At 71.3% G+C, this 23,023-nt stretch carries 16 protein-coding genes and 3 pseudogenes; 7 read left to right on the plus strand and 12 right to left on the minus strand.

Annotated elements, in window-relative coordinates:
- Both ACFRAC_RS34765 and ACFRAC_RS34770 read right to left on the minus strand, forming a co-directional pair.
- Positions 1 to 1,438, minus strand: a 1,438-nt coding sequence (locus ACFRAC_RS34765) for a glycoside hydrolase family 76 protein (RefSeq protein WP_382938576.1), incomplete at its 3' end; no start/stop codon positions are given.
- A gap of 182 nt (positions 1,439 to 1,620) precedes the next feature.
- The gene (locus tag ACFRAC_RS34770) at positions 1,621 to 1,815 is read right to left on the minus strand and encodes a hypothetical protein (RefSeq protein WP_382938579.1); all 195 of its coding nucleotides are present in this window, start codon (positions 1,813 to 1,815) and stop codon (positions 1,621 to 1,623) included.
- Between the two features lie 195 nt (positions 1,816 to 2,010).
- Between ACFRAC_RS34770 and ACFRAC_RS34775 the strand changes: the two are divergent.
- Together ACFRAC_RS34775 and ACFRAC_RS34780 are read left to right on the plus strand one after the other, a co-directional pair.
- A pseudogene (locus tag ACFRAC_RS34775) lies at positions 2,011 to 2,843 on the plus strand (IS5 family transposase).
- A gap of 587 nt (positions 2,844 to 3,430) precedes the next feature.
- Positions 3,431 to 4,122, plus strand: a pseudogene (locus ACFRAC_RS34780) (transposase family protein); the annotation flags it as partial.
- Between the two features lie 61 nt (positions 4,123 to 4,183).
- On the opposite strand, the pseudogene ACFRAC_RS34785 reads toward ACFRAC_RS34780, so the two are convergent.
- Positions 4,184 to 4,300 (minus strand): annotated as a pseudogene (locus tag ACFRAC_RS34785) (TetR family transcriptional regulator); the annotation flags it as partial.
- 523 nt (positions 4,301 to 4,823) lie between these two features.
- Between ACFRAC_RS34785 and ACFRAC_RS34790 the strand changes: the two are divergent.
- Positions 4,824 to 5,420, plus strand: coding sequence for a LuxR C-terminal-related transcriptional regulator (locus tag ACFRAC_RS34790; protein ID WP_382938583.1), 597 nt, complete (start codon positions 4,824 to 4,826; stop codon positions 5,418 to 5,420).
- A 37-nt stretch (positions 5,421 to 5,457) separates the two neighbouring features.
- Here ACFRAC_RS34790 and ACFRAC_RS34795 read toward each other — a convergent pair whose 3' ends face one another.
- The 6 genes from ACFRAC_RS34795 to ACFRAC_RS34820 form a co-directional block, all read right to left on the minus strand.
- On the minus strand, positions 5,458 to 7,437 hold the full coding sequence (locus ACFRAC_RS34795; RefSeq protein WP_382938588.1) for an ATP-binding cassette domain-containing protein: 1,980 nt from the start codon (positions 7,435 to 7,437) through the stop codon (positions 5,458 to 5,460).
- Positions 7,434 to 9,224 (minus strand): ABC transporter ATP-binding protein, encoded by a 1,791-nt coding sequence (locus ACFRAC_RS34800; RefSeq protein ID WP_364922955.1) that lies wholly within the window; start codon positions 9,222 to 9,224, stop codon positions 7,434 to 7,436. Before ACFRAC_RS34800 ends, ACFRAC_RS34795 begins: the two co-directional genes overlap by 4 nt.
- Positions 9,225 to 9,387: 163 nt before the next feature.
- Positions 9,388 to 9,516 (minus strand): SapB/AmfS family lanthipeptide, encoded by a 129-nt coding sequence (locus tag ACFRAC_RS34805; RefSeq protein WP_003972313.1) that lies wholly within the window; start codon positions 9,514 to 9,516, stop codon positions 9,388 to 9,390.
- Positions 9,513 to 12,170 (minus strand): class III lanthionine synthetase LanKC, encoded by a 2,658-nt coding sequence (gene lanKC / locus ACFRAC_RS34810; RefSeq protein ID WP_382938601.1) that lies wholly within the window; start codon positions 12,168 to 12,170, stop codon positions 9,513 to 9,515. Before lanKC ends, ACFRAC_RS34805 begins: the two co-directional genes overlap by 4 nt.
- Before the next feature lie 334 nt (positions 12,171 to 12,504).
- Positions 12,505 to 13,605: an NlpC/P60 family protein gene (locus ACFRAC_RS34815; protein WP_361353635.1), complete on the minus strand. Its 1,101-nt coding sequence runs from the start codon at positions 13,603 to 13,605 to the stop codon at positions 12,505 to 12,507.
- 417 nt (positions 13,606 to 14,022) lie between these two features.
- The gene (locus ACFRAC_RS34820) at positions 14,023 to 14,409 is read right to left on the minus strand and encodes a hypothetical protein (RefSeq protein WP_382938609.1); all 387 of its coding nucleotides are present in this window, start codon (positions 14,407 to 14,409) and stop codon (positions 14,023 to 14,025) included.
- 236 nt (positions 14,410 to 14,645) lie between these two features.
- Between ACFRAC_RS34820 and ACFRAC_RS34825 the strand changes: the two genes are divergently transcribed.
- Complete coding sequence (locus tag ACFRAC_RS34825) at positions 14,646 to 15,587, plus strand: LysR family transcriptional regulator (protein ID WP_382938614.1); 942 nt, start codon at positions 14,646 to 14,648, stop codon at positions 15,585 to 15,587.
- Positions 15,588 to 15,977: 390 nt separating this feature from the next.
- Here ACFRAC_RS34825 and ACFRAC_RS34830 read toward each other — a convergent pair whose 3' ends face one another.
- The gene (locus ACFRAC_RS34830; RefSeq protein WP_382938617.1) at positions 15,978 to 17,684 is read right to left on the minus strand and encodes a phosphocholine-specific phospholipase C; all 1,707 of its coding nucleotides are present in this window, start codon (positions 17,682 to 17,684) and stop codon (positions 15,978 to 15,980) included.
- Between the two features lie 12 nt (positions 17,685 to 17,696).
- Entirely contained in the window at positions 17,697 to 18,230 is a 534-nt protein-coding gene (locus ACFRAC_RS34835) for a GNAT family N-acetyltransferase (protein WP_382938623.1), read from the minus strand.
- Positions 18,231 to 18,631: 401 nt separating this feature from the next.
- On the opposite strand from ACFRAC_RS34835, the gene ACFRAC_RS34840 reads away from it, so the two are divergent.
- On the plus strand, positions 18,632 to 19,393 hold the full coding sequence (locus ACFRAC_RS34840; RefSeq protein WP_361353621.1) for an isocitrate lyase/phosphoenolpyruvate mutase family protein: 762 nt from the start codon (positions 18,632 to 18,634) through the stop codon (positions 19,391 to 19,393).
- 197 nt (positions 19,394 to 19,590) lie between these two features.
- Here ACFRAC_RS34840 and ACFRAC_RS34845 read toward each other — a convergent pair whose 3' ends face one another.
- Positions 19,591 to 20,187: a TetR family transcriptional regulator gene (locus tag ACFRAC_RS34845; protein ID WP_361353618.1), complete on the minus strand. Its 597-nt coding sequence runs from the start codon at positions 20,185 to 20,187 to the stop codon at positions 19,591 to 19,593.
- Positions 20,188 to 20,281: 94 nt separating this feature from the next.
- Here ACFRAC_RS34845 and ACFRAC_RS34850 point away from each other — a divergent pair, with 94 nt between their 5' ends.
- Positions 20,282 to 21,325 (plus strand): NAD(P)-dependent alcohol dehydrogenase, encoded by a 1,044-nt coding sequence (locus ACFRAC_RS34850; RefSeq protein ID WP_382938632.1) that lies wholly within the window; start codon positions 20,282 to 20,284, stop codon positions 21,323 to 21,325.
- Between the two features lie 454 nt (positions 21,326 to 21,779).
- Positions 21,780 to 22,565, plus strand: coding sequence for a DUF1963 domain-containing protein (locus ACFRAC_RS34855; RefSeq protein WP_382938635.1), 786 nt, complete (start codon positions 21,780 to 21,782; stop codon positions 22,563 to 22,565).
- Positions 22,566 to 23,023 lie beyond the last annotated feature (458 nt).

The following is a 23,023-nucleotide window of genomic DNA, read 5'->3' on the forward strand; positions in this document are numbered from 1 at the left end:
GCGGCGCAGGTAGGCCGTGTAGGGGTGGTCCGGCAGGGCCGCGTCCAGCGTGCGCAGCCCGCGCACGTGCGCGCCCTTGAACGACGGCCCGTCGGCCCTGGCGGCGCAGGTAGGCCGTGTAGGGGTGGTCCGGCAGGGCCGCGTCCAGCGTGCGCAGCCCGCGCACGTGCGCGCCCTTGAACGACGGCCCGTCGGCGCCGCAGTCACCGCCCTCGCAGGGGTCGCGCAGGATGCCGTCACCGGTGTGGAGCGAGGGCGCGGTCGTCGCGGCGTCGGCGATCTGCCGGGCGCGGGCGAGCAGGGCGCCGTCGCCGGTGGCGCGGTGCAGTTCGGTGAGGGCGCCGAGCAGGACGCCCTGGTTGTAGGACCAGACGGGCTGCCCGTTGTTGCGGCACGTGGACAGGTCGACCCCGTCGTTCACCAGCTGGGAGGCGTTGATCATCCCGGTGCCCTGGAACCACGTCCAGCCGGCCCGGGCCCGGTCCCGGTACGTCGTGTCGCCGGGGATCCGGTTGTGCAGGGCCGCGTTGAGGTGGATGTAGAGGGAGTTGGCGATGGCGTTCTTGTAGGTCCGCGCCGTGCTCCACCACACGCCGCCTCCACACGTGCCGTCCCAGTACGCCGCCATGTGCTCGGCGTCCGCGCGGGCCGTGGCGAGGTAGCGGCTCTCCCCGGTCAGGTCGTACGCGGCGATCCAGGCCAGCCCCCACCAGCCGGTGTCGTCGATGTAGTCGTTGCGGAACTGCCCGCCCTGCGCGGTGACGTTCAAGTCGTAGGTGCGGGAGATCGCGTACCGGTAACTCCCCATCCCCGACACACGGATGTTGTCGATGACCGCGGTCAGGGCGTTCGCCGAGTTCCACCAGCCGGTCGTGGCGAACAGGCCGGTCGCGTAGGAGTAGAACGTCATCAGCCCGGTGGCCGCCGCGGTCCGCCGGTCGCCGGCGTTCCACGTGGTGCGCGCCCACGGCGTGCAGGCGATCTCGGTGCGGTCACCGGCCCTGCCGCAGGCGCGCAGCGCGCCGACGCCGTGGCCGTTCCAGTCGTCCACGTTGTACATCAGCGTGCGCCAGCCCCGCCGGCCCGCGGGCACGGTCGTGGCGCCGAGCCTGCTCCCCGCGCTCCAGGAGCGCCCGCCGTCGAAGGAGCGGTCGAGCCACACCTCGTCACCCGGGCTGCCGTTGTCGAGGGACGCCCAGCCCATGGCGTCGGCGTCGTCGAAGTGCAGGACGATCGACCGCCCGTACAGGGAGGCCGTCACCGGCGCGCGGTCGCCGGGGGAGAGGGCGGGGTCGCGGGCGTCGCAGTACTTGTTGCAGACGGCCGCCTTCGGTGCCGCGCTCGCGGCGGACGCGGCCTGCGGGGCGAGGCCGATGAGGAGCGCCAGGGCGCACAGCGCGGCCCACGGGGACCGGTGGAGCCTTCGTGCGGGAGTCATGGGGCCTCCCTGCCAGGGCGGTGTCCCTCTCGGTGCGGCCGCCGCGACGAGGGTGGGGGAGGCGGCCCCGGGGGGAACCGGAGGTCGGATGAGAGAGCGCTCTCGGAACGTAACGGCAGGGATGAGGGACGTCAATGGGTCGCGTGCGCACCACAGTTGACGGACCAGTACCCCTCGGCCGGTCATCCGCGCTCGCGCCACCGCCGGACGACCAGCGTCGCCGCGGTCACCGCGGTGAACGCCCCGAAGCCCAGGGAGACAGCCGTGCCGGCGCCGGCGACGGACGCCACGGCGTTCCCCACCACGCTGACGACCAGCGCCGGCCACAGCAGGACACGGGCGAGACCGGCACGGGCGGGCGGTTCGGGATGGGTCATGACTCCTCCGGCGGGACTGGGGACGACAGTGAGGTCAGGCACCACCGACGCTAGGCGGCGCCGCCCCGCCCGGCGATCCCGCAGGCACCCGGCCCGGGGTACAGCAGGCTCTACCTGCTGCCGAGACGGCTCATGGCGACCCGCGGCCTCTCCTAACGAAATGATCTTCGAGGTGGTTGGATCACTCCGGGACTGATGATCCGGGGGTGCGAGGTGGCGCGGCCGAAGCCGTGGGAAGTCGATGACGAGCTGTGGGCGGTGATCGAGCCGCTGCTGCCCAAGGTCGAGCGGCGGACCCGCCACCCAGGACGCAAGCGGCATCCGGACCGGCTGGTGTTCCAGGGCATCCTGTTCGTCCTGCACACCGGGATCTCCTGAGAACACCTTCCGCAGGAGCTCGGCTTCGGGTCGGGCATGACCTGCTGGCGCCGCCTGGCGGAGTGGACCGAGGCCGGCGTGTGGCCCCGGTTGCACGAGGTCCTCCTCGCCGAGCTCCGCAGCGCGAACGCCCTGGACTTCTCCCGCGCGGCGGTCGATGGCTCCCACATCCGGGCGTTAAAGGGGGAGCCAAGACCGGACGAAGCCCTGTCGACCGGGGCAGAACCGGCAGCAAACATCATCTGATCACCGACGCCACCGGCATTCCGCTCGCCGCCACCCTGACCGGCGGCAATCGCAACGACGTCACCCAGCTGATCCCTCTTCTCCAGGCCGTGCCGCCGGTGCGGGGCAAGCGCGGCCGACCCCGGCGCCGCCCGGACGTGGTGCTGGGCGACCGCGGTTACGACCACGACAAGTACCGCCGCCTGGTCTGGGACCTCGGCGTGAAGCCGTTGATCGCCCGCCGCGGCACCGAGCACGGCTCCGGCCTGGGCACCCAACGCTGGGTCGTCGAGCGCGCGTTCGCCCATCTGCACTGGTTCCGCCGCCTGCGGATCCGCTGGGAGACACGCGACGACATCCACGAAGCCTTCCTCACCCTCGGATGCGCACTCATCTGCTGGAGACGCCTGAAGTCATTGCGATAGGAGTTCTTAGTCCGGCTCCACCTGGAGCCTGGCGGCACGCTGCCGACCGAGCCCGGCAAGGTCGTGCACCAGGGCGAAAACCCCGGCCGGTGGGTCCGCTCGGTGCGGCTGGGGCGGGGCAACCTGAAGACCGTGCAGCAGTGACTGTGTGAGCAGGTCCTCGGAATCGAACCCGCCAGCGAGGACCAAGAGATTCGAGAGCTTCGGCTCGGCGCATGGATCAGCAAACCAGCACAGCGGGGCCGTCACCCTGTCACCGGACCGGATCGAAAGTTGTCCGCCATCGGCATGCGCTGGGTACAGAGGTAGCGGACGAGCCGCGAGGCCAGGCAGGTGATCCTGTCCGGCCTCGCTGTCGAGGGGTAAGCCGTCCTACTGTGCAGGCTTCCAGTGCTCGGTCAGCTGGTCCTGATGGGCGCCCAGCCGGCGTCATAGACCTGCCCGGTGAGGGTGTCGACTCGGTAGTTTCGACGGGAGCCGGTGCCCGGGCGTCGTCGGTTCGTCCGGCGTGGGGTGATGTCACGTTGACGAGCTAGTAGGGCTTCCACGTGCCGTCCTGGTCGTCCGCTTTCCCGGTGACGGCCTCGGTGAAGGCGGTCCGTGACTGCGATGGCAACGGGACTCTGCCGGGCCGACCGTGGTGTCTTCCTCTGGCCGAACGGGTTTTGGTGGTGGACGTGTACCACAGCACGAATCTGACCATGCGGCAGCTCGGGCCGCTGTTCGGGATCTCGTCCTCGACGGTGTTCCGGGTGATCCAGCGGCTCGGTCCGCTGCTCGCACTGGAGCCCGTCTCCCGACCAGGCGATGCGGCCGACCGGTTGTGGATCGTGGAAGGCACCCTCATCCCGGTACGCGACCGGAAGGTCGGCTCCTCGTCACGCAAGTACCGGTTCCCCGCAAACGGGCAGGTCATCGTGGACACCGACACCCGCCTGGTGATCCCCGCGGCCCGGCCGGTGCCGGGCACCACCGCGGACGCGCATGCCTGACGTGCTTCCGGCTGGCCGGGCACTGCCAGAACGTGACCGTCCTGGCGCACGGCGCCTACCTCAACTGCGGCATGGTCACCCCACACCGGAAATGCCCCCGGCGCGAGCTGCTGCCGGGCGAGGAAGACGACAACGCGGCGCACCGCAAGGTCCGTGCAAGGGTGGAGCATGTGATCGGCCGGATGAAGAACTACCAGGTCCTCCGCGACTGCCGGCAACACGGCGACGGCCTCCGCCACGCCGTCCAGGCCGTTGCCCACATGCACAACCTCGCCCTCGCATCATGATTAGAGGACCGTCTCCACCCGCCCTGTCCTGCCCAAACACAGCCTTCTGCAACACCCTTGAGCCGTGGACCCGGATCTGGTGGAGCACGACGTCGAAGAACTCACGCTCGCGCTCCGGGGTGATCCTGGAGCGGCGCGTGCCGACCGGTCCGGGCCGGTCCACGTCCTGCGACGTCATGGTGCGCCGCACCTCGGGTGTGTCCGGCGTTCGCCGGCGCGCCACTTCACCGGTACGCATGCGTATCGGTATACCAACATCGGTACGGTTCGTTTCGAGGAGTGCGGGGCGACGGGCGACCGTGGATTCGCGCCAGATTGCGCGCTGACGGTTTCCGGCCGAACCGCGAGCGGCGTGCCCGCGTGGCACCGGCCGCTTGGTTCCGCGGGGAACGCGGGCCCTGGATGGCCGCACACCTCTGTGGCCAGCGGCCGTGGCCGCCGACGCGGGAGCGGGGAGCGGCGGACGCGTGCCGCGGGGACCGCCGGCATCCGGGCGAGAGCGTGCGAATCCGTCGTTTTCGGCCGGGCGGGCACAGCCGCCGTGCCCTTCCTGGGGCCTGGAGGGTGGCGCATTGCGTCCGGTGCGGTTCGCTCGTGCGTACTTGTCGTGTTCCCGCCGGTCAGATCAGGGCACATGGCCCGTGGCTCGGGGGGCGAGTGCCGACTGACCCGGGCGTGGCCGCTGACCAGAGGTGGGGGACATGGTTCGTACTGTCGTGGTGCACGACGAGGAACTGCTGCGATCGGCATTGGTGCAACTGTTGAGATCCGATGGCGCGCTGGAGGTCTCGTCCCGGGCACCCGGCGTCGACCTGCCGGATCGTGACGAATTACCGACCGACGTGTGGGTCGTGGACGGCGACTGTCTTTGGGGTTCCGGGCAGACGCACGACACGTCGTTCCGGGTGCGGCGCGGTGACCGGCTCGTCGTGCTGACGACCGCCAGGCGTCCGGGGATACTCCGCCGGGCGTTCGACGGCGGTGCTCTCGGGCTGGTCGACAAGAACGCTCCGGCCCGGCGGCTGATCACCGCGGTGCACACGGTCGCAAAGGGTGAACGCTTCCTCGACGAGACGCTCACCGTCGCCCTGCTGGAGGGCGCCTCGATGCCGCTGACCACTCGTGAACTGAGCGTGCTGTCCCTCGCCTCACAAGGGGCGCCCCTGGCCGAGATAGCGGCCCGTCTGCACCTCTCCCGGGGCACCGTCCGCAACTACATGGCCGCCGCCATACGGAAGGTGGGCGCCCGCAACCGGGTCGACGCGATACGCATGCTCCAGAGCGGCGGCTGGACGTAGGCGCGCGGCGGTCCGGACTCCGGACGGCCCGCGGCGGTCAGCGCCGGCGGGCCGGTCCGCCCTGCCAGTGGCCCGTCAGGTCCCGGTAGAGCGGCGAGCGGTCCAGCACCTCGTCGTGCGTGCCGCACACGGCGTCCGTTCCGTCCAGGACCAGCACCCGGTCGGCGCGTACGGCGGACGACAGGCGGTGCGCCACCACCAGGAGCGTTCCCGGGCGCCGTGCGAGGGCCTCCTCCGCGCGCGCCTCGGCAGCGGGGTCGAGATGGCAGGTGGCCTCGTCGAGCAGCAGCAGGGGGGCGGGTGACATCCAGGCGCGGGTCAGCGCGAGGAGTTGTCGCTCGCCGTGGGAGAGTTCGGCGGGCCGCAGCGGTGCGTCGAGGCCGCCCAGCCGCTCCACCAGGGGCCACAGGCCGAGAGCGTCGACGGCGGCGTCGAGGTCCGCGCGGCTCGCGCCCGGGCGGAGGTAGGTGAGGTTGTCGCTCAGGGTGCCGGAGAAGACGTACGCCTCCTGGGGCATCAGGACGCGCAGCGCGGCGAGTTCGGCGGGCGGCCGCCCGGTCACCTCCCGGCCGTCCACCCTGACCTCGCCGCCGCTGGGCGCGAGCGTGCCCGCGATCAGGCGGGTGAGGGTCGACTTGCCGATGCCGCTGGGGCCGACGACGGCGAGGTGCTCGCCCGGGGCGACGCACAGGTCGAGCGAGTCGAGGACGGGTTCGGCGCGCACGCCGTAGGAGAGCGTCACGGACCGCAGTTCCACGGCCGCGGTCCGGGCGCGGTCCGCCGGGCGTCCCCCGAGGTTTGGTGCGTCGTCACCGGGGCCGGGGATCGCGGCCGTCGCCCGGGCGGTGACGGCCGCGCCGCCCGCGCCGGGGGCCGGACGGGGCGCTGCCGCGAGTGCGGGCTCCGGACGGGTGGCCGCCGGCGCCCGTACACTCCCCGGCTCCCCGGCCCGCTCCGGCTCCCCGGCCCGCTCCTGCTCCGCTGCCCGGGGCCGCTCCGGCCGCGGCTGCGGCCGCTCCGGGCCGATGATGCGGTCGAGGACGACCAGCAGCCGGGACCCGGCCGCCCCGAGCGCGGTCATCAGCGTGTGCAGGGCGGGCAGCAGCGACTGGACGAGGTAGGTGAAGGCACCGAGCAGCGCGCCCGCCGTCACCCCCCGTCCGCGCAGCCACGGAACGGCCAGCAGCAGCGCCAGGACCGGCAGGTGACCCGCGACCCCGAGCGCCGCCGTACGCACCGCCGCCCAGCCGGCCAGGACACGGGCCGCCGCCGCGGCACCCTCGATCAGCTCCGCGCCGCGCCTCGCCGCCGCAGGCCCGGTCCCGCAAGCGGTCAGGTCCCGCAACGCCGCCCGCGACCGGGCCGCGTGGTCGCCCAGTGCCTCGTCGGCCGCCAGCGCGCGTCGCTGCGCCGCCGCCATCGGGCGTAGCGTCACCAGAAACAGCCCCAGACCGAGCGACAGCGGGGGAAGCACCACCACGAGGAGGGAGGGATGCAGCGACAGCAGCCCCAGCAGCGCTCCGGCGGCTGTGAAGACGAACGAACGGAGCGTCAGGACGAGACCGGCGAAGCTGTCCCGGGCGATCTCGACCTGGTTCGTCAGCCGGGAGACGGCCGCCCGGTCCGTCCCACCGGGACCGCCCGCCGCGGCGGGTCCCAGGGACCGGTCGACCGCGTGCCGCACCAGACCGTCGCGCAGCGGCTCCGTCAGACCGGCCAGCTGGGCGAACACGCCCCGGATCACCGGGGCTCCGAGCAGCACGGCCACCAGCGCGACCGTGAGCCAGAGCAGCCCCCGGCGCGTGTCACCGGCGAGGAATCCCTGGTCGACGGCCTGGGCGACACCGTACCCCACGAGGAACGCCTGCCCGGTCTCGGCCAACGACCAGAGGGCGAGGCGCACCAGGACCCCGGAGCGGCGGGCGAGGAACCGGCGGGCGGGCGGCGCCAGGCGCCGCACCGCCCCGGACCCGTCGTCCGTTTCGCGCGTGTCCGCGGACGCGGCGCGGCGGGTCACCGCCGTGCTCCCTCGGATACGGGCGGGTGTGCGGCTCCGTCGGGCGGCGCTTGCCCGGCCCCGGCCGGGTCGGCGGCGAAGACCGCCCGGTAGCCGGCCAGTTCCCACAGATCGCCATGCGGCGCGACGGCCCGCACTTCCCCCTCCTCCAGCCAGATCACCAGGTCCGCCCGGGCCGCCACCGAGGGGCGGTGCGCGACGACCAGCCTGGTCCCGGGACGCACCGACCGGCGCAGCGCCCGGTCCACCTCGTGCTCGGTGGCGGTGTCCAGGCCGGACGTCGCGTCGTCCAGGATCAGCAGCCGTCCGGCGTGCGCGAACGCCCGTGCCAGACCGAGGCGTTGGTGCTCGCCGCCCGAGAGCGGCGCTGCGGCAAGCGGGGTGTCGTACCCGTGCGGCAGCCGACGCACGAACCCGTCGGCTCCCGCGGCACGGCAGGCTTCCCGCACCTGCTCGGGCGACACCCGCCGAGGTCCGGTGGCGACCATCTCGGCGACCGTGCCCCCGGCCGGGGCGGGGCGCTCGAAGGCGTAGCCGATCTCGGTGCGCAGGGAGTCCCGGGTCAGCCGGTCGAGACGGACGCCGTCCAGCAGCACCTGTCCCTCGTCGGGATCGACCAGCCGCCCCGCCACGGCGGCCAGGACGGACTTGCCGGCTCCGCTGCGGCCGACCACCGCCGCCGTGGCGCCGCCCGGCACCCGCACGCCGTCGGCGTGCAGCACCTGCCTGCCGTCACGCACCACGCGTACCCCGCGCAGTTCGAGATCGCCCCGCCCGGCCGGCGGCAGCCGGCGTGCCCCGTGGACCAGCGCGGGGACACGGGCCAGGGCCAGGGTCCGGTTCCTCGCCTCGCGGCCGCGCACCACCGCGCCCAGCAGGGACGCCGCGCCACCGATGCCGGCCGTCAGCTGCGCGTAGCGGATCACGGCGAGGAGCTCGCCCACGCTCAGGGCGCTTGAGGCGAGCCGCAGGCCGCCGACGGCCGTGGCGGCCAGGGTGAGCAGGGGGACCAGGACCCCGCTGCGGGCCAGGGCGCGTCCGTGGAGCACCCACATGTGCCTGCCCTGGGCGGTGAGTCGGTCCAACGGCTCGAGCACACGGGCCCGTTCACGGGCGCGAGTGCCCGCCGCGTTGATCGTCGCCGCGCCCTCCATGGCCTCCAGCAGCCGGGAGGCGATCTCCGCCTGCGTCTTCTGGTAGGCGCCGACCGAGGCGCCGGTGTCCCGGGCGAAGGCCCGCAGGACGAACCCGAGGGCGGGCAGCCCGGTCAGCACGCAGGCGGCCACCCACAGGTCGACCACGGCCAGCGCCGCCAGGGCGCCCACGGGCGTGGCCATCGAGGCCGCCAGCGCCGCCCGGGCCGCCGGGGCGGCTCCGGCGTCGGCGGCGTTCAGGGTCAGCCGGGCCCCGACGTCCCCGGGCGCGTACGGCCGGGCGCGGTCCGGTACGGCTCGCAGGAGGCCGTCGAGGGCACGGGAGCGGACGGACGCCGTCCAGGTGGCGTTGCAGCGTCCGGTGAACAGGGAGGTGAGGCTGTCGAGCAGCAGCTCGCCCACGAGGAGCGCGGCGCTCAGCATCAGCCAGCGTCCCGCGGCACCGGCGGTGCCGCCGTCGCGCAGGAGCAGATCCAGTGTGCGGCCGAGGACGTAGGGCTGGGCCACGGTCACCGCGGCCGAGGCGACCGAGCACAGCAGCACCAGCGCTTCGGGGGCGCGGCCCGGTGTCGCGCCGCTGGCTGCGCCGCCTGCCTTGCCCGCGCGCCGTGCCCGGGACCCGCTCGTCGGCACCAGTCGGCCTCCTTCCGTGCGTCCCACCGTGTCGGGACACCGGCCGCGCGACCGGACGGCCGAGGTGTCCGTGCATGCGGGTACCGGCGCTCCGGGCGGAAACCCGGAGCGCCGGTACCGGGCGGCAGGGCTCACCGCGTCACCGCGGTGGCCGGCCCGTGTGTCAGTTACAGGTCGTGATGCTCAGGCTGCTGTCGCCGCAGAGCAGCAGGCTCGCGCGGCTGCCGGTCTCCACGTCCCCCATGGCCTCTTCCTTGGGGGTCTCCATCGACTGCAGGTCGAACAGGTTCATGACGTCTTCCCTTCGTACGGCAACGGGTTGTCTTCTTTCCTCACGACCCCGGGAGGGGCCGAGTCATGGGGCCGCCGGGTGGGCGGCGGGAGGAACGGCAGTCCGGCGGACCGGGTGCCGTGGACGGAGGCGACGGCGAGCAGGCATCCGGCCGTGCCCGTGGAGAGGTCCATCGACAGGCGCATCATCTGCTCGCCGGGGAAGGCGAGCCGGCCGCGGTAGGACATCGCGTGCCAGGAAAGCGCGTCGAGCTGCCGCCGGATGGCCTCGGGACCGGTGCCGGGCATCTCGGCCGTCGTGCGGCCGAGATGCAGCACCATCCCGGCCACCCCCCGGTACAGGCCCGGCTGGGCGTAGAACATGGCCTGCGCCGCGGCCACGATCTCGCCTCTCGCCCGGGTGAAGTCCTCGTCCTGGCGGTGCGCCAGGTAGTCGTCGAGCACCATGCCGATGCCCACGCTGCCCGCGCCCAGGTAGGGCATGGTGCGCCAGCCCTCGTCGACCTGGAGCGCGCCGCCGGCGCCACGGACGCACCGCGCGAGGTCCCGGCGCAGTTCGTCCCGCGCGAGGTCGAGCAGAGCGGGGTCCCGGTCGGCTTCGTACAGCCGCAGGAAGAGCAGGGCCCGCCCGGCGGCGCCGTGCAGCAGGCCCGCGCGGCCCCGGCCGACGCTCACGTCCCCGGCGGAGCCCCTCCGGGCGGTCAGCTCGGCGCAGCGCCGCGCGGCGCTGCGCAGGGCGCTCTCCCCCGTGGCCGCGGCCAGCGAGTCCAGGGCCAGGCCCAGTCCGGCGGTGCCGCTGTGCAGGTCCGGGGCCAGGTCGTCGAAGGGCTGGTCGAGGAGCAGTTCGGCGAGTTCCAGGGCGCGGTCGCGGTGACCGAGGTGTTCCAGCGTCCAGGCGACACCGGCGAGGCCGTCGTGGAAACCGAGTGGCATGCCCGACGGCGGTTGCTTGGTCCGCTCCAGGAGCCACTGTTCCCCGTCCTCGTACCGGCCCGCGCCGCTCTCGGCCAGCGCGTACAGCACTCCCGCTGCGCCGTGGCCGATGGCCAGTCCGCCGCCGGCCGTGCCGAACTGGGCGATGTCGCCGGGGAAGAGGCGGTCGGTCCGGGACGGGGTCGCAGAGACGCGGATCGCCGCGGCCATCGAGTCCCTGCTGCGGGGCCAGTCGCCGGGGCGGACCGGGACCACCGGTCCGCCCTCCCGTACGGCCGCCGGGGTGCCGGCGGGCTCGGTTGCGCCGCGGGTGATCTCGTCGACCGCCGCGTCCAGGAACGCCCGGTCCACCGGGAACTGTCCGGCGACCACGTCGGCAAGGTGGGCCGCCTTGCGCCGGTCCAGGGCCAGCAGGCTGGTCAGCGGCAGGAACAGAGCGAGCCGCAGGCAGGCCAGCGCGTACCGGTCCACCGCGACGCCCCTGCGGTCGGACGGTGCCACGAACCCCGGGTTGGCGACGGTCTGCCGACCGGCTTCGCCGACCTGGTGCGCGGCCTCGAAGTCCAGCAGGGCGACGCTGTCGTCCTCGCGGATCATGATGTTGAACAGGTGCAGGTCGTTGAAGACCACGCCGCGGGCGTGGACGTCCTCCACGGCGCGCTCCACCCGGGCGTGGACGTCGAGGGCCCAGGCCGTGTACTCGGCCAGCCGCTCCTCGCCGGGGTCGGCCTCGATGAGCGGGTGACGGCGGGCGAAGAAGGTGTTGAGCGGCTTGCCGTCGATGTGCTCCATCACCAGGAAGTGGTGTTCGCCGACGGTGAAGTGGTCGAGCACCTCGGGGGTGCAGTCGAGACCGGACAGGCTCTCCAGCGCGCGGCGTTCGCGGTGCAGCCGGGCGACGGCGTCCGCGCCGTCGGCCGCCAGACCGGCGTGCGGACGGGCCTCCTTGAGGACGACCCGCTGTCCGGTGCGGGAGTCGCGGGCGAGGTAGACACCGCCGCCGTTGGAGAAGTGCAGTGCCGACTCGATGGCGTAGGGCAGCCCGGCCACGGTCAGCGCGTCGCGTGCCTCCAGGTGCGGACGCAGGAACGCGGGCGGTTCGACCCAGTCCGGTATGCGGAAGACGGGGCCGCGCAGATCGGGCACGAGCACCCCGTGGGGGCCGGTCACGGCCGGGCGCAACTCCCCTTCCGCGTCGTAGCAGTTGCGCCGGGTGAACCCGCCGTAGCGGACGTGCACGGGGCCGTCGCCGAGCCGCAGGTCGCTCAGGATGTGCGGTCCGGGTTCGCCGACCAGCAGCCGCCCCAGCTCGTCCGCGAGCCGTTCGAACCGCTCCTCGTCCGCCGGGTAGACGGTGATGAACTTGCCGCTGCCGGAGCGGTCCGCGTACTTGGCGTTGCGCTGGTGCAGCAGGTAGCGGCTGGGGACGAACTTGAAGGCGGTGCCGTCGGCTACGCAGTGCCGCCACACCCGTTCCAGCACGGACTCGGCGTTGTCGAGGCACGCGGAGACGTGGATCTTCCAGCCTTGATCGGGCAGTTCGGCGTCGGCCGGACGCAGGGCGAGCCAGTCACCGCTCTCGTTGCGCTGCCATCCCTCCGGGACGGGCCACAAGGCCGCGGCGTACCGGGTGCGTCCCGCGCCGGCCGCGGAGACGGTGCGGTGCGGAGCGTCGTAGAAGTACGGGTCCGCGTCGCAGTACACGGCATAGCCCTTGTTCACGCCGTCTCCCTCCCGTCCGGTCGCTGACGGGGAAGACGCTGTCATGGTGCGTACCGTCCCGCACAGTCACCGCTGTCATCACCTTGATGTGCGGAACGCACGAGTAACCACGGACGTCGCGCCGGAGTGAAGGCGCCTCGGGTGCCTGGTGGAGGGGCCGGCGGGCCGCGTGTGCCGCTCAGTCCAGGGGCGACGGCACAACCGGTCTCTTTCGGCGTCGAGTCGACCACGCGATCCGCCTGGCCGACCGCGCGGGCTGCGCCCCGGCGCCCCGGCGACCCGGCGACCCGGCTCCGACAGGAGCGAGGGATCGCCGGGGCGACGGAGCGGCGCGTCAGTACCAGCCGGTGCAGGCAATCGTCCCGCCCTTGCCGTTGGTGCCGCAGGCGCGCATCACCAGCCCGTTGTCGTTCCACTGGGTGGTGTACGCGTCGCCGCCCGAGGTGACCGTGGTGTAGCCGAGCATCGGTTCCCAGGTCTGCCCGTTGTCGCTGCTGCGGTCGACCCAGATCTCGTCTCCGACCGTGCCGCCGATGATGCGTCCCCAGGCGCACGCGGTCGTGCCGTTGTAACGCAGCTCCACGGTGCGGCCCCACACGGTGGTCGACTTGGCCGTCCACGCGCCCGCGGAGTTCGGCTCGGTGCCGTCGCCGCAGGACGTGTTCGAGTCGGCCCCGTCCAGCGTGCCTCCGATGGCCGCGTACTGCCCGCACGACGGTACGCCCGGGGTGATCGCGGGGCCTTGCAGGAACAGGTTGCTCACCCAGCTGCGGTAGTCCGGCAGATAGGTCCAGACGTTGTTGACCATGCCGTCGACGGTGACCCGTTCACCCACCCGCTGGCACAGGGCCCTGACGGCGACGGAGATGCCGTTGCCGTTCTGCCACTTGACCGGGCTGCCGGTGTGGGAGTTCTCGCGCAGGTTGGGCCGGCCCCACGTCTTCACGTGCTGGCCGAGCCCGTCGTACTCCCAGACCGGGAACACGCCTGCGGTGTGCGGCCGGAACGCTCCCTGGTATCGGTCCCACCGGGCGTCCGCGACCCGGACGACGTCGCCCGAGTTGGGCGCCTCCACCACTTTGCCGTCGCCGAGATAGAGCGCGACGTGCGTGATGCCCGTGCCGAAGTAGAGGATGTCCCCGGGCAGCAACGGGGCCTCGCCCTGCTCCTTGGTGAACTTGGTGTGGGCGTATCCCGGGTTCTGCCAGGTGGACTGCGTGGTGCGCTCGCTGACGATGTCCTGGCGGGTCGCCTTGTACCAGGCCCAGCGCACCAGCCCGATGCAGTCGAAGCTCCAGAGGTTGGGGTCCCCGTAGGACCGTGGGTCGGTCGGGTCGATCATGCCCTGGCTCGGGCCGGGAAGCCCCTGGGCGTGGCCGCCGCCCCACGCGTAACTCCAGCCGACATAGCGGCAGGCGACCTCCACCGCGTCCACCGCGGTAGCGCTCGCCCCCGGCTTCAGCGGCGCGCAGGCAGACGCCGCCTTACCGACGGCGGTCGAGGCGGTGGCCGCAGGTGGTGCCGTTTTCACGGCAGCGGCGGCTGTCGTCGTGGCCGGCAGCCCCAGACAGGCCACCGCCGTCATCGCTGCGAGCAGTACTCTCAGCAGGGGCGTTCGGTCGAGTGGTCTTCGACCGTCGCTCCCTCGCTCACTCGGTCTCATCTCGTGTCCCCGGTTTCTGATCGTGCCGTGGTCGGTTGGCTGAGGAAGAAGTCGGCCTTCCATGCCCGTCCCCGTAGTCGCTCTTCGTCATGGGCAGGCAGGACCGGCCCCAAGCCCCCTACTGCGCACCGCCTACGCACTGCGCCCGGACCTGCGTGCGCAGTACGCCGGATTCCCCTCGACGTCGTGTCAGCAGGTCGGCACGCCGTCGATCCAGTTGGTGGCGTTGTCGGTGTAGTAGCTGGCCATGTAGCCGCGATGGCCGCTGGAGGTGAGCACCCATACCCAGTACGGGTTGCCGCCGACGCTCTGCGCGCCTTCCTGCTGGCAGTACACCCATACCTGCGCGGGACTGCTCACCGTCGTCTGCACGGTGGGGCAGTTGGCGGCGGACGGGTACAGATAGCACTGCTCTCCGCCACCGGCACGGACGTTCACACCGGAGGCCCAGACACCGTAGTAGCCCTCGCCGTGCCCGGTCGCATGGGCGGAACTCGCCGTGCCGAAGACAAGGCCGGCGGCGGCGACAGCCGTGGAAGCCACGGCCGCGGCGGCGGTTCTCACAGAGCGAATCATGGTGCGGTCCTCCTGGGGGTGGTCTGACAGTCGATGCCCGGCCGGCGTCCGTGGGCACGCGCTGGGCACGGCAACCGTTCGCGGCGGTTGACCGGGTTCGGGCCCGTCGAGTAACGGCCCGTCGACTATCACACGGGCAACGTGGGGAGGTCAGTGAACCGAGGGTGCATGATGTCTTGCGACTGATAACGAGCGTGTTATTTCAGCAGGTTGGACGGGTGGAGGGGGACTTCTCCGTGGGAGCGTCCAGGTCGAGGGAGCCGAGCATTCATCAGCTGCGGCTGTTTCTCACTCTGAATGAGGAACTCCATTTCGGGCGCGCAGCCGCGCGTTCGTTCATCACACAGCCGGCGCTGAGCCAGCAGATCCGAGAGCTGGAGAAGCGTTTGGGGGTAGCTGTGGTGGAACGCTCGGGCCGGACGATTCGTCTCACGGAAGCGGGGCAGGCACTCCTCCCCGAAGCTCGAGCGGCGGTCGGCGCTGTCGACCGGCTGCGGCGCGTCGCCGACGCCCAGGTGCGGCAGGCGTCCGGTCGACTCGTCGTAGGGACCATGGGAGCAGAAGCCTCCATGAAGCACACACGCTCCGTGCTCGGCCTACTCCGTAATCGGCACCCGGGTATGACCGTGCAGCTGATCAATTTGGGCTTCGGTGATCATCTTGCCGCGCTGGCACAGCAGGAGGCCGATGTCGTCTTCCTCCGCCCGCCGGTGACGGACGACATAGAAGTGCACCACCTGGCCACGGAGCCGCGCGTGGCGTGTCTCGCCGCCGATCACCCGTTGGCGGCCCTGCCCGCTCTCACCCTGGCCCACTTCTCCGGTGTGCCCGTGGTGGACACGCCGCAGGAGGTGCCGCGCCTGTGGTGGGACTTCTGGGCGGTCGACCCGCGCCCCGACGGCAGCCGTGTCCGTTACGGACCGGTGGTCACCGACATGGAATCGTTGCTGCACACCGTGGCCGCCGGTGAGGCGATGTGCTTCCTGCCGGCGGCCGCGCGCGAGTACTTCGCCCGGCCGGGCGTCACGTACGTCGACGTGGCCGACCTTGCGCCCTCCACGTCTGCTCTCGCCTGGCTGAGGGCACGGCGGAGCGAAGCCACCGTCCGGGCTGTACGGCAGGCTGCCCGAGAGGCCATGACGCGCGGCGTCAGTGACCCGGAGGCGATGCCCGCCTGAGCCCATCATGAAGCGCAAGGGGCCGTCGCTCTGGCGAGAGAAGGTCGGCGGCGGCTGGAACGCCTGCTCCGCCCTCGTCGGCACCGGCGACCTCTCCGGTGACGGCGCACCGGCCTGCTGGCCCGTGACACCGCCGGGAGGCTGTGGCGGTACGCGTCCACGGGAAACGGCACGTACAGCAGCCGGGCGCTGGTCGGCGCGGGCGGCTGGAACACGTTCAAGGGCCTGTACCGACCCGAACGCGGAAAGACGAGGACGGCCCCCGTCGTGATGTTCACGCCGGGGGCCGCCTCGTTCCTGCCGCCTCACATCGCAGGCGTACGAACGCGAACCGCGGCCGGAGGACCGGCGTGGGTGCCCCGGCCGCACGACCGGGGCACCTCAGCCCGGCTACGCGGTGATGATCGCCGGGTCGCTCACGCCCGGCTGTCCGTTCTCGACGTGCCCCGCGAACCGGCGCAGGAAGACCTTGTCGCCGTCGGCGGTGACGGTCAGGTCGTACCAGCGGCGGCTTGCGGTGAGGTCGACGGTCCGCCGCACGGTCACGCCCGGGCGGACCGTGACGGCCGAGGGCCTGCCGCCGTAGCCGTCGGCGATGCGCAGTCGTGCCGTGCCGGTTCCCCTGTGGGTGAAGGTGAGCTCGAGGTCGTCGCCCCGGTGGCGGGCGGTGACCTCACAGCCGGCCACGCTGTTGGAACCCTTGAAGACCCGCACGAAGCCATTCGGGCCGTGCACGGTCAGGTCGTAGGAGCCGGCGGAGTAGGCCGAGTTCCAGGTGTCCCGGAGCGTCCGGCCGGCCTCGGTGGTGTACGTCCAGGGACCGTCGGCGCGGTTGCCGGAGGTGACGTGGAAGGCACCGCCGGCCTTCGGCCCGGAGGCGAAGGTGAGGGTGAGCTTCCCGGCGGCCACGTCGACGGTGGCGTCGACGTGCGGGGCGTACTTCAGCGGCCGGGAGCGACGCAGTCCGCGCTCCTGCCGGGGCATGCGCGGGTCGGCGGGCGGGGTGGGCCTGTAGTCGGGGTGGCGTTCGCGGTCCTGCGGCTCGTACGCGTCGGTGCCGGGCAGTGGGGCCGGGCGCGCGTCCTTGCGGGAGAAGTCGAACGCGGACGTCAGGTCACCGCAGATCGCCCGGCGCCACGGCGAGATGTTCGTCTCGCGCACGCCGAAGCGGCGTTCCATGAACCGCAGGATCGAGGTGTGGTCGAGGGTTTCGGAGCAGACGTAGCCGCCCTTGCTCCAGGGGGAGACGACCAGCATCGGCACGCGCGGGCCCAGCCCGTAGGGGCCCGCCGTCCTGCGGCCGTCGCCCGGGAAGAGGTCGGGGGTGACGTCGACGGTGGACAGACCGCGGGAGGCGTCCTTCGGCGGCAGCGGCGGCACGACGTGGTCGAAGAAGCCGTCGTTCTCGTCGTAGGTGATGAACAGGGCCGTCTTCGCCCAGACCTCGGGGTTGGAGGTGAGGGCGTCCAGGACCTGGGCGATGTACCAGGCGCCGTAGTTCGAGGGCCAGTTGGAGTGCTCGGAGAAGGCCTCGGGGGCGGCGATCCAGGAGATCTGGGGCAGTTCTCCGGCCTTGACGTCGGCGCGCAGGTGGTCGAAGTAGCCGTCGCCGTTCTTGACGTCGGTGCCGGTGCGGGCCTTGTCGTACCAGGGGTCGCCGGGCTGGGCGTTGCGGTACTTGTCGAAGTACAGCAGGGAGTTGTCGCCGTAGTTGCCGCGGTAGGCGTCCTGGATCCAGCCCCAGGAGCCGGCCGCGTCCAGGCCGTCGCCGATGTCCTGGTAGATCTTCCAGGAGATGCCGACCTGCTCCAGACGCTCGGGGTAGGTGGTCCAGCCGTAGCCGAGTTCGGCGTTGTCCAGGACCGGGCCGCCGCCGCTGCCGTCGTTGCCCGTGTAGCCGGACCACATGTAGTAGCGGTTCGGGTCGGTGGAGCCGATGAACGAGCAGTGGTAGGCGTCGCAGACGGTGAAGGCGTCGGCGAGGGCGAAGTGGAAGGGGATGTCCTCGCGGGTCAGGTACGCCATGGTCGTGGTGCCCTTGGCGGGCACCCACCGGTCGTACCTGCCGCCGTTGTAGGCCTGCTGGCCGTAAGGCATGGAGATGCTCAGTTACGCCTGGAACTCGGTCAGGTCGATGGCGTGAACGCGCAGTGGACAGCCGTACATCGGATGTACCGTCTCCCGCTCGGGCACCATGCCGAGCTTGCGGATGACGTTCTCAGAGGCAGTGTCCCCAACCCGGCTGATGCTGATGACGCGGTCCAGGCCGCGGTCCTGGAGCGCGAACTCCAAGGTGGCGTACGCTGCTTCGGAGGCGTATCCCTGACCCCAGAACTGTGAGCCCAGACGCCAACTGATCGCCACGGCGGGCATCACCTCCGGCAGGAACTCGGGCACCGACAACCCCGTAAAACCGATCAGTTCGCCCGAAGCCAGCAGTTCGACGGCGAAGAGCCCAAAGCCCTCCTCGTCCCATTCCTCCTCCCAGCGTTCGATCTCCTCGGCCGTGTCATCCAGATCGCGCACCGAACCGTCGTCGACCCAGCGCATGACCCGTGGGTCCGCGTTGATTTCCGCCATCGGGGCAAGGTCATCGTCGTGCCAGCTACGGAGGAGGAGACGGGGGGTGCGGATCTCGGTCATGCCCCCATCCTGCCGAAGGAAGGGCCCTCGTCCGTAATCCGACGCCCACGAGGGCGACAATCACACCGCGGTGACACCGCAGGTCCTGGGGGCGCATGAGGTGACGGCACCCGGTCGGCCCAGTACACGGACCTGATCCCGCCCTGCCTGGCCCGCGGCAGCCATCGGTCCGCGTCCGACGCCCGCGACTCCTCGCGCAAGCCGGCGCGGCCGAAGCTGTCTGCGCAGGCCGAAGGGATACGCACCACCGCTGGCGCCCCGGCGGACGGGATGAGCAACCGGCAGACCCGACGGCCCGTCGAGCTCCCGGGTCCGATCGATCATCAGGAGTTCGCCCTCCGGTCACCGGGCAAGGCATGTCAGCACATTGTCCGCGGCAATCCCGGGGTAGCGTCCCTGGCATGGTCTCTCACACCACCGTTGAGCGCGCTCAACGCCTCATGCAGTTGCACGCCCAGTACAAACCGCTCGTCCTGCCGACCGTCTGGGACGTCTGGTCCGCGCGCACGGCGGTCGCCTCCGGCTTCCCCGCGCTCACCGTCGGCAGCCATCCCCTCGCCGACTCCCGGGGAGCCGACGACAACGAGGGGCAGACCTTCGAAGAGGTACTCGCCGCCGTCAAGCCGATCATCGCAGCAGTCGACGTCCCCGTCTCCGTGGACCTGGAGGCCGGATACGGGCAGAAGCCCGCAGACCTCGTCGCCGGACTGATCGAGGTCGGCGGCGTCGGTCTCAACATCGAGGACACCGTCCACTCGGACGGTGGCCGCGTACGCAGCACGCAGGAGCACGCAAGCTACGTCGCCGGCCTGCGTACAGCGGCTGACGACGCAGGTGTTCCGGTCTGGGTCAACGGGCGCACCGATCTCTTCATGCACGCGCAGGACGCTTCCGCCGTCCTCGACGAGGCGATCGAGCGACTGCGGGCCCTGGAAGAGGCCGGCGCCGACAGTCTCTACCCGGTGGGTATTCAGGACGACGACGATCTGCTCACGGCGGTGATCGGCGCCGTCACCGTTCCTGTGAATGCCACGGCCCATCCCGTCCGGCACGATCTTGAGCGTTTCCGCCGTCTCGGTGTAGGCCGGATCACCTACGGCCCACTGCTGCAATTCGCCATGGCGGACGCGATGAAGGACATGCTCAAGCGGTGGGCACCCTGAGGGGTTGGCCGGGCAACGGGCCGGCCAGCGGTGTCACTTCGCTTGCCGCAGACGTGACCGACGCGGAGGTGACCGACGCGGAGGTGAATCACCTCAGCGGAGTTCGGTTGCGCTGAACGGGGCAGCCCCGGGTGGCCGTTACCGGCCTTCGGGGCTGCGCGGTGCCATTGCGTCTCGGGCCCGGACCGTCATAGCCCTCAGGCACCCCGGTCCGGCGCGACGGCGCGGCTTACGCAGTCCCGCAGCAGGGTGCGTCGCTGCTCGTGCACGCTCTCGGGTTCCTGTGCCGAGGCGGCGTAGACGTTGCTCACCGGAGACCACGCCATGGACATGGCGATGACCATGGCCATCACGTCGAAGGGGTCTCCCTGTCTGATGCGCCCGGCGGCCTGGGCCTCTGCGATCGCACGGAGTTTATGGTCGTCGTAGTGGTCGTGGTCCGCCACGAGATGCCCGGTCGGGCGCCGCTCCAGCCGCGCCCAGGTCGCCAGCCGGATCAGATCGGGGCGGCTGAGGTACTCGTCGTAGAGGCGCACCGCCCAGTCGGCGAGGTCCGTGGCGTCGATGGGGACGACGTTGGTGATGCGCTCCAGTGAGGCGAAGAAGATCGCGTCGAAGAGCTGCTCCTTGTTCCCGAAGTAGCCATAGAGCTGAGCCTTGTTGGTGCGCGCGGCGGTGATGATCCGCTCGATGCGCGCACCGGCGATGCCGTACTGGGCGAACTCCTGGGTGGCAGCGTCGACGATGCGCTGGTAGGTAGCGGCTCCGCGACTGCTCGATGGCTGGTCAGGCATATCTGGACCTTAACAGACAGACTCGTCTGTTTGCTTTTCGGGCCTCACCCCTCTACCGTCGTACAGACCGAACAGTCTGTCTAAGGAGTCAGAAATGCGTTCCACGACCGGATGGCAGGCGGACAGCACGACACCCACTCTGCGCCGCGCTGCGCTGGAGCGCCGGGAGTTGCGCCCGGACGACATCGCGGTACGTGTCGACTACTGCGGTGTCTGCCACACAGACCTCCACGCGCTGCAGGCGCTCGGGAGCGACACAAACGGCGTGCTCGTACCCGGGCACGAGTTCACCGGGGTGGTGGCCGAGGTCGGCAGCGCGGTGTCCGACTTCTCCCCGGGCGACCCCGTGGCCGTCGGCAACATCGTCGACTCGTGCGGCACCTGCCGCATGTGCCAGGCCGGCCAGGAGAACTTCTGCCGTGAGTTCCCGACACTGACCTACGGCGGAACCGACCGGCAGGACGGGTCGACCACCCTGGGCGGATACTCCCGCGAATACGTCGTGAGCAATCGGTTCGCCTACCCTCTCCCTGCGTGCCTCGACGCAGCCGCCACAGCCCCCCTGCTCTGCGCCGGCGTCACCGTGTGGGAACCGCTGCAAGCCCTCGGAGTGGGTCCAGGCAGCACCGTCGCCGTGGCCGGGCTCGGCGGCCTGGGACACCTCGCGGTCAAGATGGCGACGGCACTCGGCGCCACGACCTCCGTCATCAGCCGGTCTCCGGACAAGGCTCACGAAGCGCGCGGCCTGGGGGCCGAGGGTTTCATCGTGTCCACCGACGCGGAGCAGATGGAAGCGGTCCGCGACCACTTCGACGTGGTCATCGACACCATCTCCGCTCCCCACGACCTGGCTCCGTACCTGCGCGTCACCGCCATGGACGGCACCCTCAGCCACCTCGGCCACCTCGGACCGGTCACCGTGGAAACCATGGACCTGCTCATCGGCCGCAAGAAGCTCAGCTCCGCCGGCAGCGGAGGCCGCCCGTCCACCGCCGCCATGCTGCATTTCTGCGCCGAACACGGCATCACCGCCGACATCGAACTGCTGCCGTCGTCCGAGGTGAACAAGGCCCTCGAACGCCTGGGCCGCAACGACGTCCGCTACCGCTTCGTGCTCGACATGTCCGACCTGGACTGACCACCGTCGAAGCGGCTCGTCCGACGGCAAGCCCGCCGACAAGCACGGGAGCCGTGGACACGGTCGACGGCGAGCGGGTTTCGTGGACACCGTCGAAGGAGACCTGCCGGGGCGTCAACCAGCGTCCATGGGCTCTCCCCGCCCTTCAACGCAAGTGCGGTCAGGCGGGCTCGAGGTGACTGATCACCCCGTTGTCGGCGCTTTCCCCGACCGCAGCAAGGACCAGCAGCGTCTGACTCATACAGGTCGCCCACACCGGCCCGACGCGGAGCCTGATGCACGCCAGTCCGCGAGAGGCGTCCAGCATGCTCACACCACCTACGGCGCTGTCCCCACAAACGAGCAGGTCTGCGCCCTCAGGGCCTGTGTCCCTCGGCCTGGCACGGTGTCCCAGGCCCAACGACTGTGCCCGGTGACCGAGTTGATGTCGGTCTGCCCTGGCATGATCGCGGTCATGACCAGTCCGATCGTGGAAGAGCTCGTTCTGGGGGCGGCCCGGAGACATGGCGTTCCGGGCCCGGTGGCGCAAGAACTGCTATCCGAATCCCAGCGGTGTCTCCACCTCGTCCCATTCCAGGACCTGACGCCCGCCCAGCAGCAAAAGGCCCGTCCCGCCGCGCGCACGGGAGGCCTCCCCTGCCTGCCGGACGGCGTCGACTGGCCCGATGGACGCAACCCGCTGGTACTGACCGTCGATTGTGCGGCGCTCCCTCGTGCAGCCCTGGACATCGGACTTCCGTCCGACGGCACCCTGTTGTTCTTCATCGCGATCGAGTACGAGCCGGAGTCGTCGATGGTCCTGCACGTTCCCGCCGGCGTGCGCACCACACCACGCTCGGCAGCCTACGAACTCGACGGGGAACCAGAGCAAGTCAAGGTCTACCGACCGGATGTTCTGTATCCGGTTCCGGGACTGACCGTCTCGCCCGGCTGGCGTGACAGCCCGGCAACCAGCGCGTTCCTGGACGTCGGCGAGGACCGCGACGACATGCTGGATGCCTTCGAGGAAGCTGTGCGCAAAGCGGCAGCCGGCGGCGCGTCCCATGGGGTCGCCGTCCAACTCGGCGGCTACTCCAGCCCCTGGCAGTCACCGCCGGACGAAGGCGACCTCGTCCTCCTCGCCCAAATACACGGACAGTCGATCGACCTCAACGTCTACACCCAGACCCTCGTTGTCGGCACCCGCGAGGACATCGCCGCGCGTCGGTACGAAGCCTTGGAGTTCGAGCAGCAAGTCTGACCAGCACCGGGGTTCCAGTTCACCCCGCGTTGGTCCATCTGCCCAGTCGGCTCACACCCCACGGGCGAGCTCAGCACCTCGCGGTGGCGCAAAAAGCAACTCCGCGATCGGTTCCGACGGGGCCACCAGCGTCAAAAGGGGCGGGCACCCGTGATGCCCGCCCCGTGCTCGCGGATGAGTGTCAGAAGTCATCACCGCTCGCGAAGAGTACGACGACCGCACTGGGCGCACCGGGTAATCAGCGGCGGCCAGCAGTCTGGTCACAGACGGCCGCCTCCCCGCAACCGGGCCGACAATCAGACCCACCTACTGACCTCTTCGGATTGTTGTCGGGGGTAGTGACATGAACCGCTCCGGGATCGGTGGAGGCTCCGGACTGTCCCAAGTTGGGTGGAGTCGAGTTGCTTGGTTTCAGGCTACTGGTGGGGTGCGGAGTTCGTACTCCACCGGACTGAGCA

This window comes from Streptomyces sp. NPDC056628 (assembly GCF_042792555.1).
In the GTDB taxonomy this organism is placed as follows: domain Bacteria; phylum Actinomycetota; class Actinomycetes; order Streptomycetales; family Streptomycetaceae; genus Streptomyces.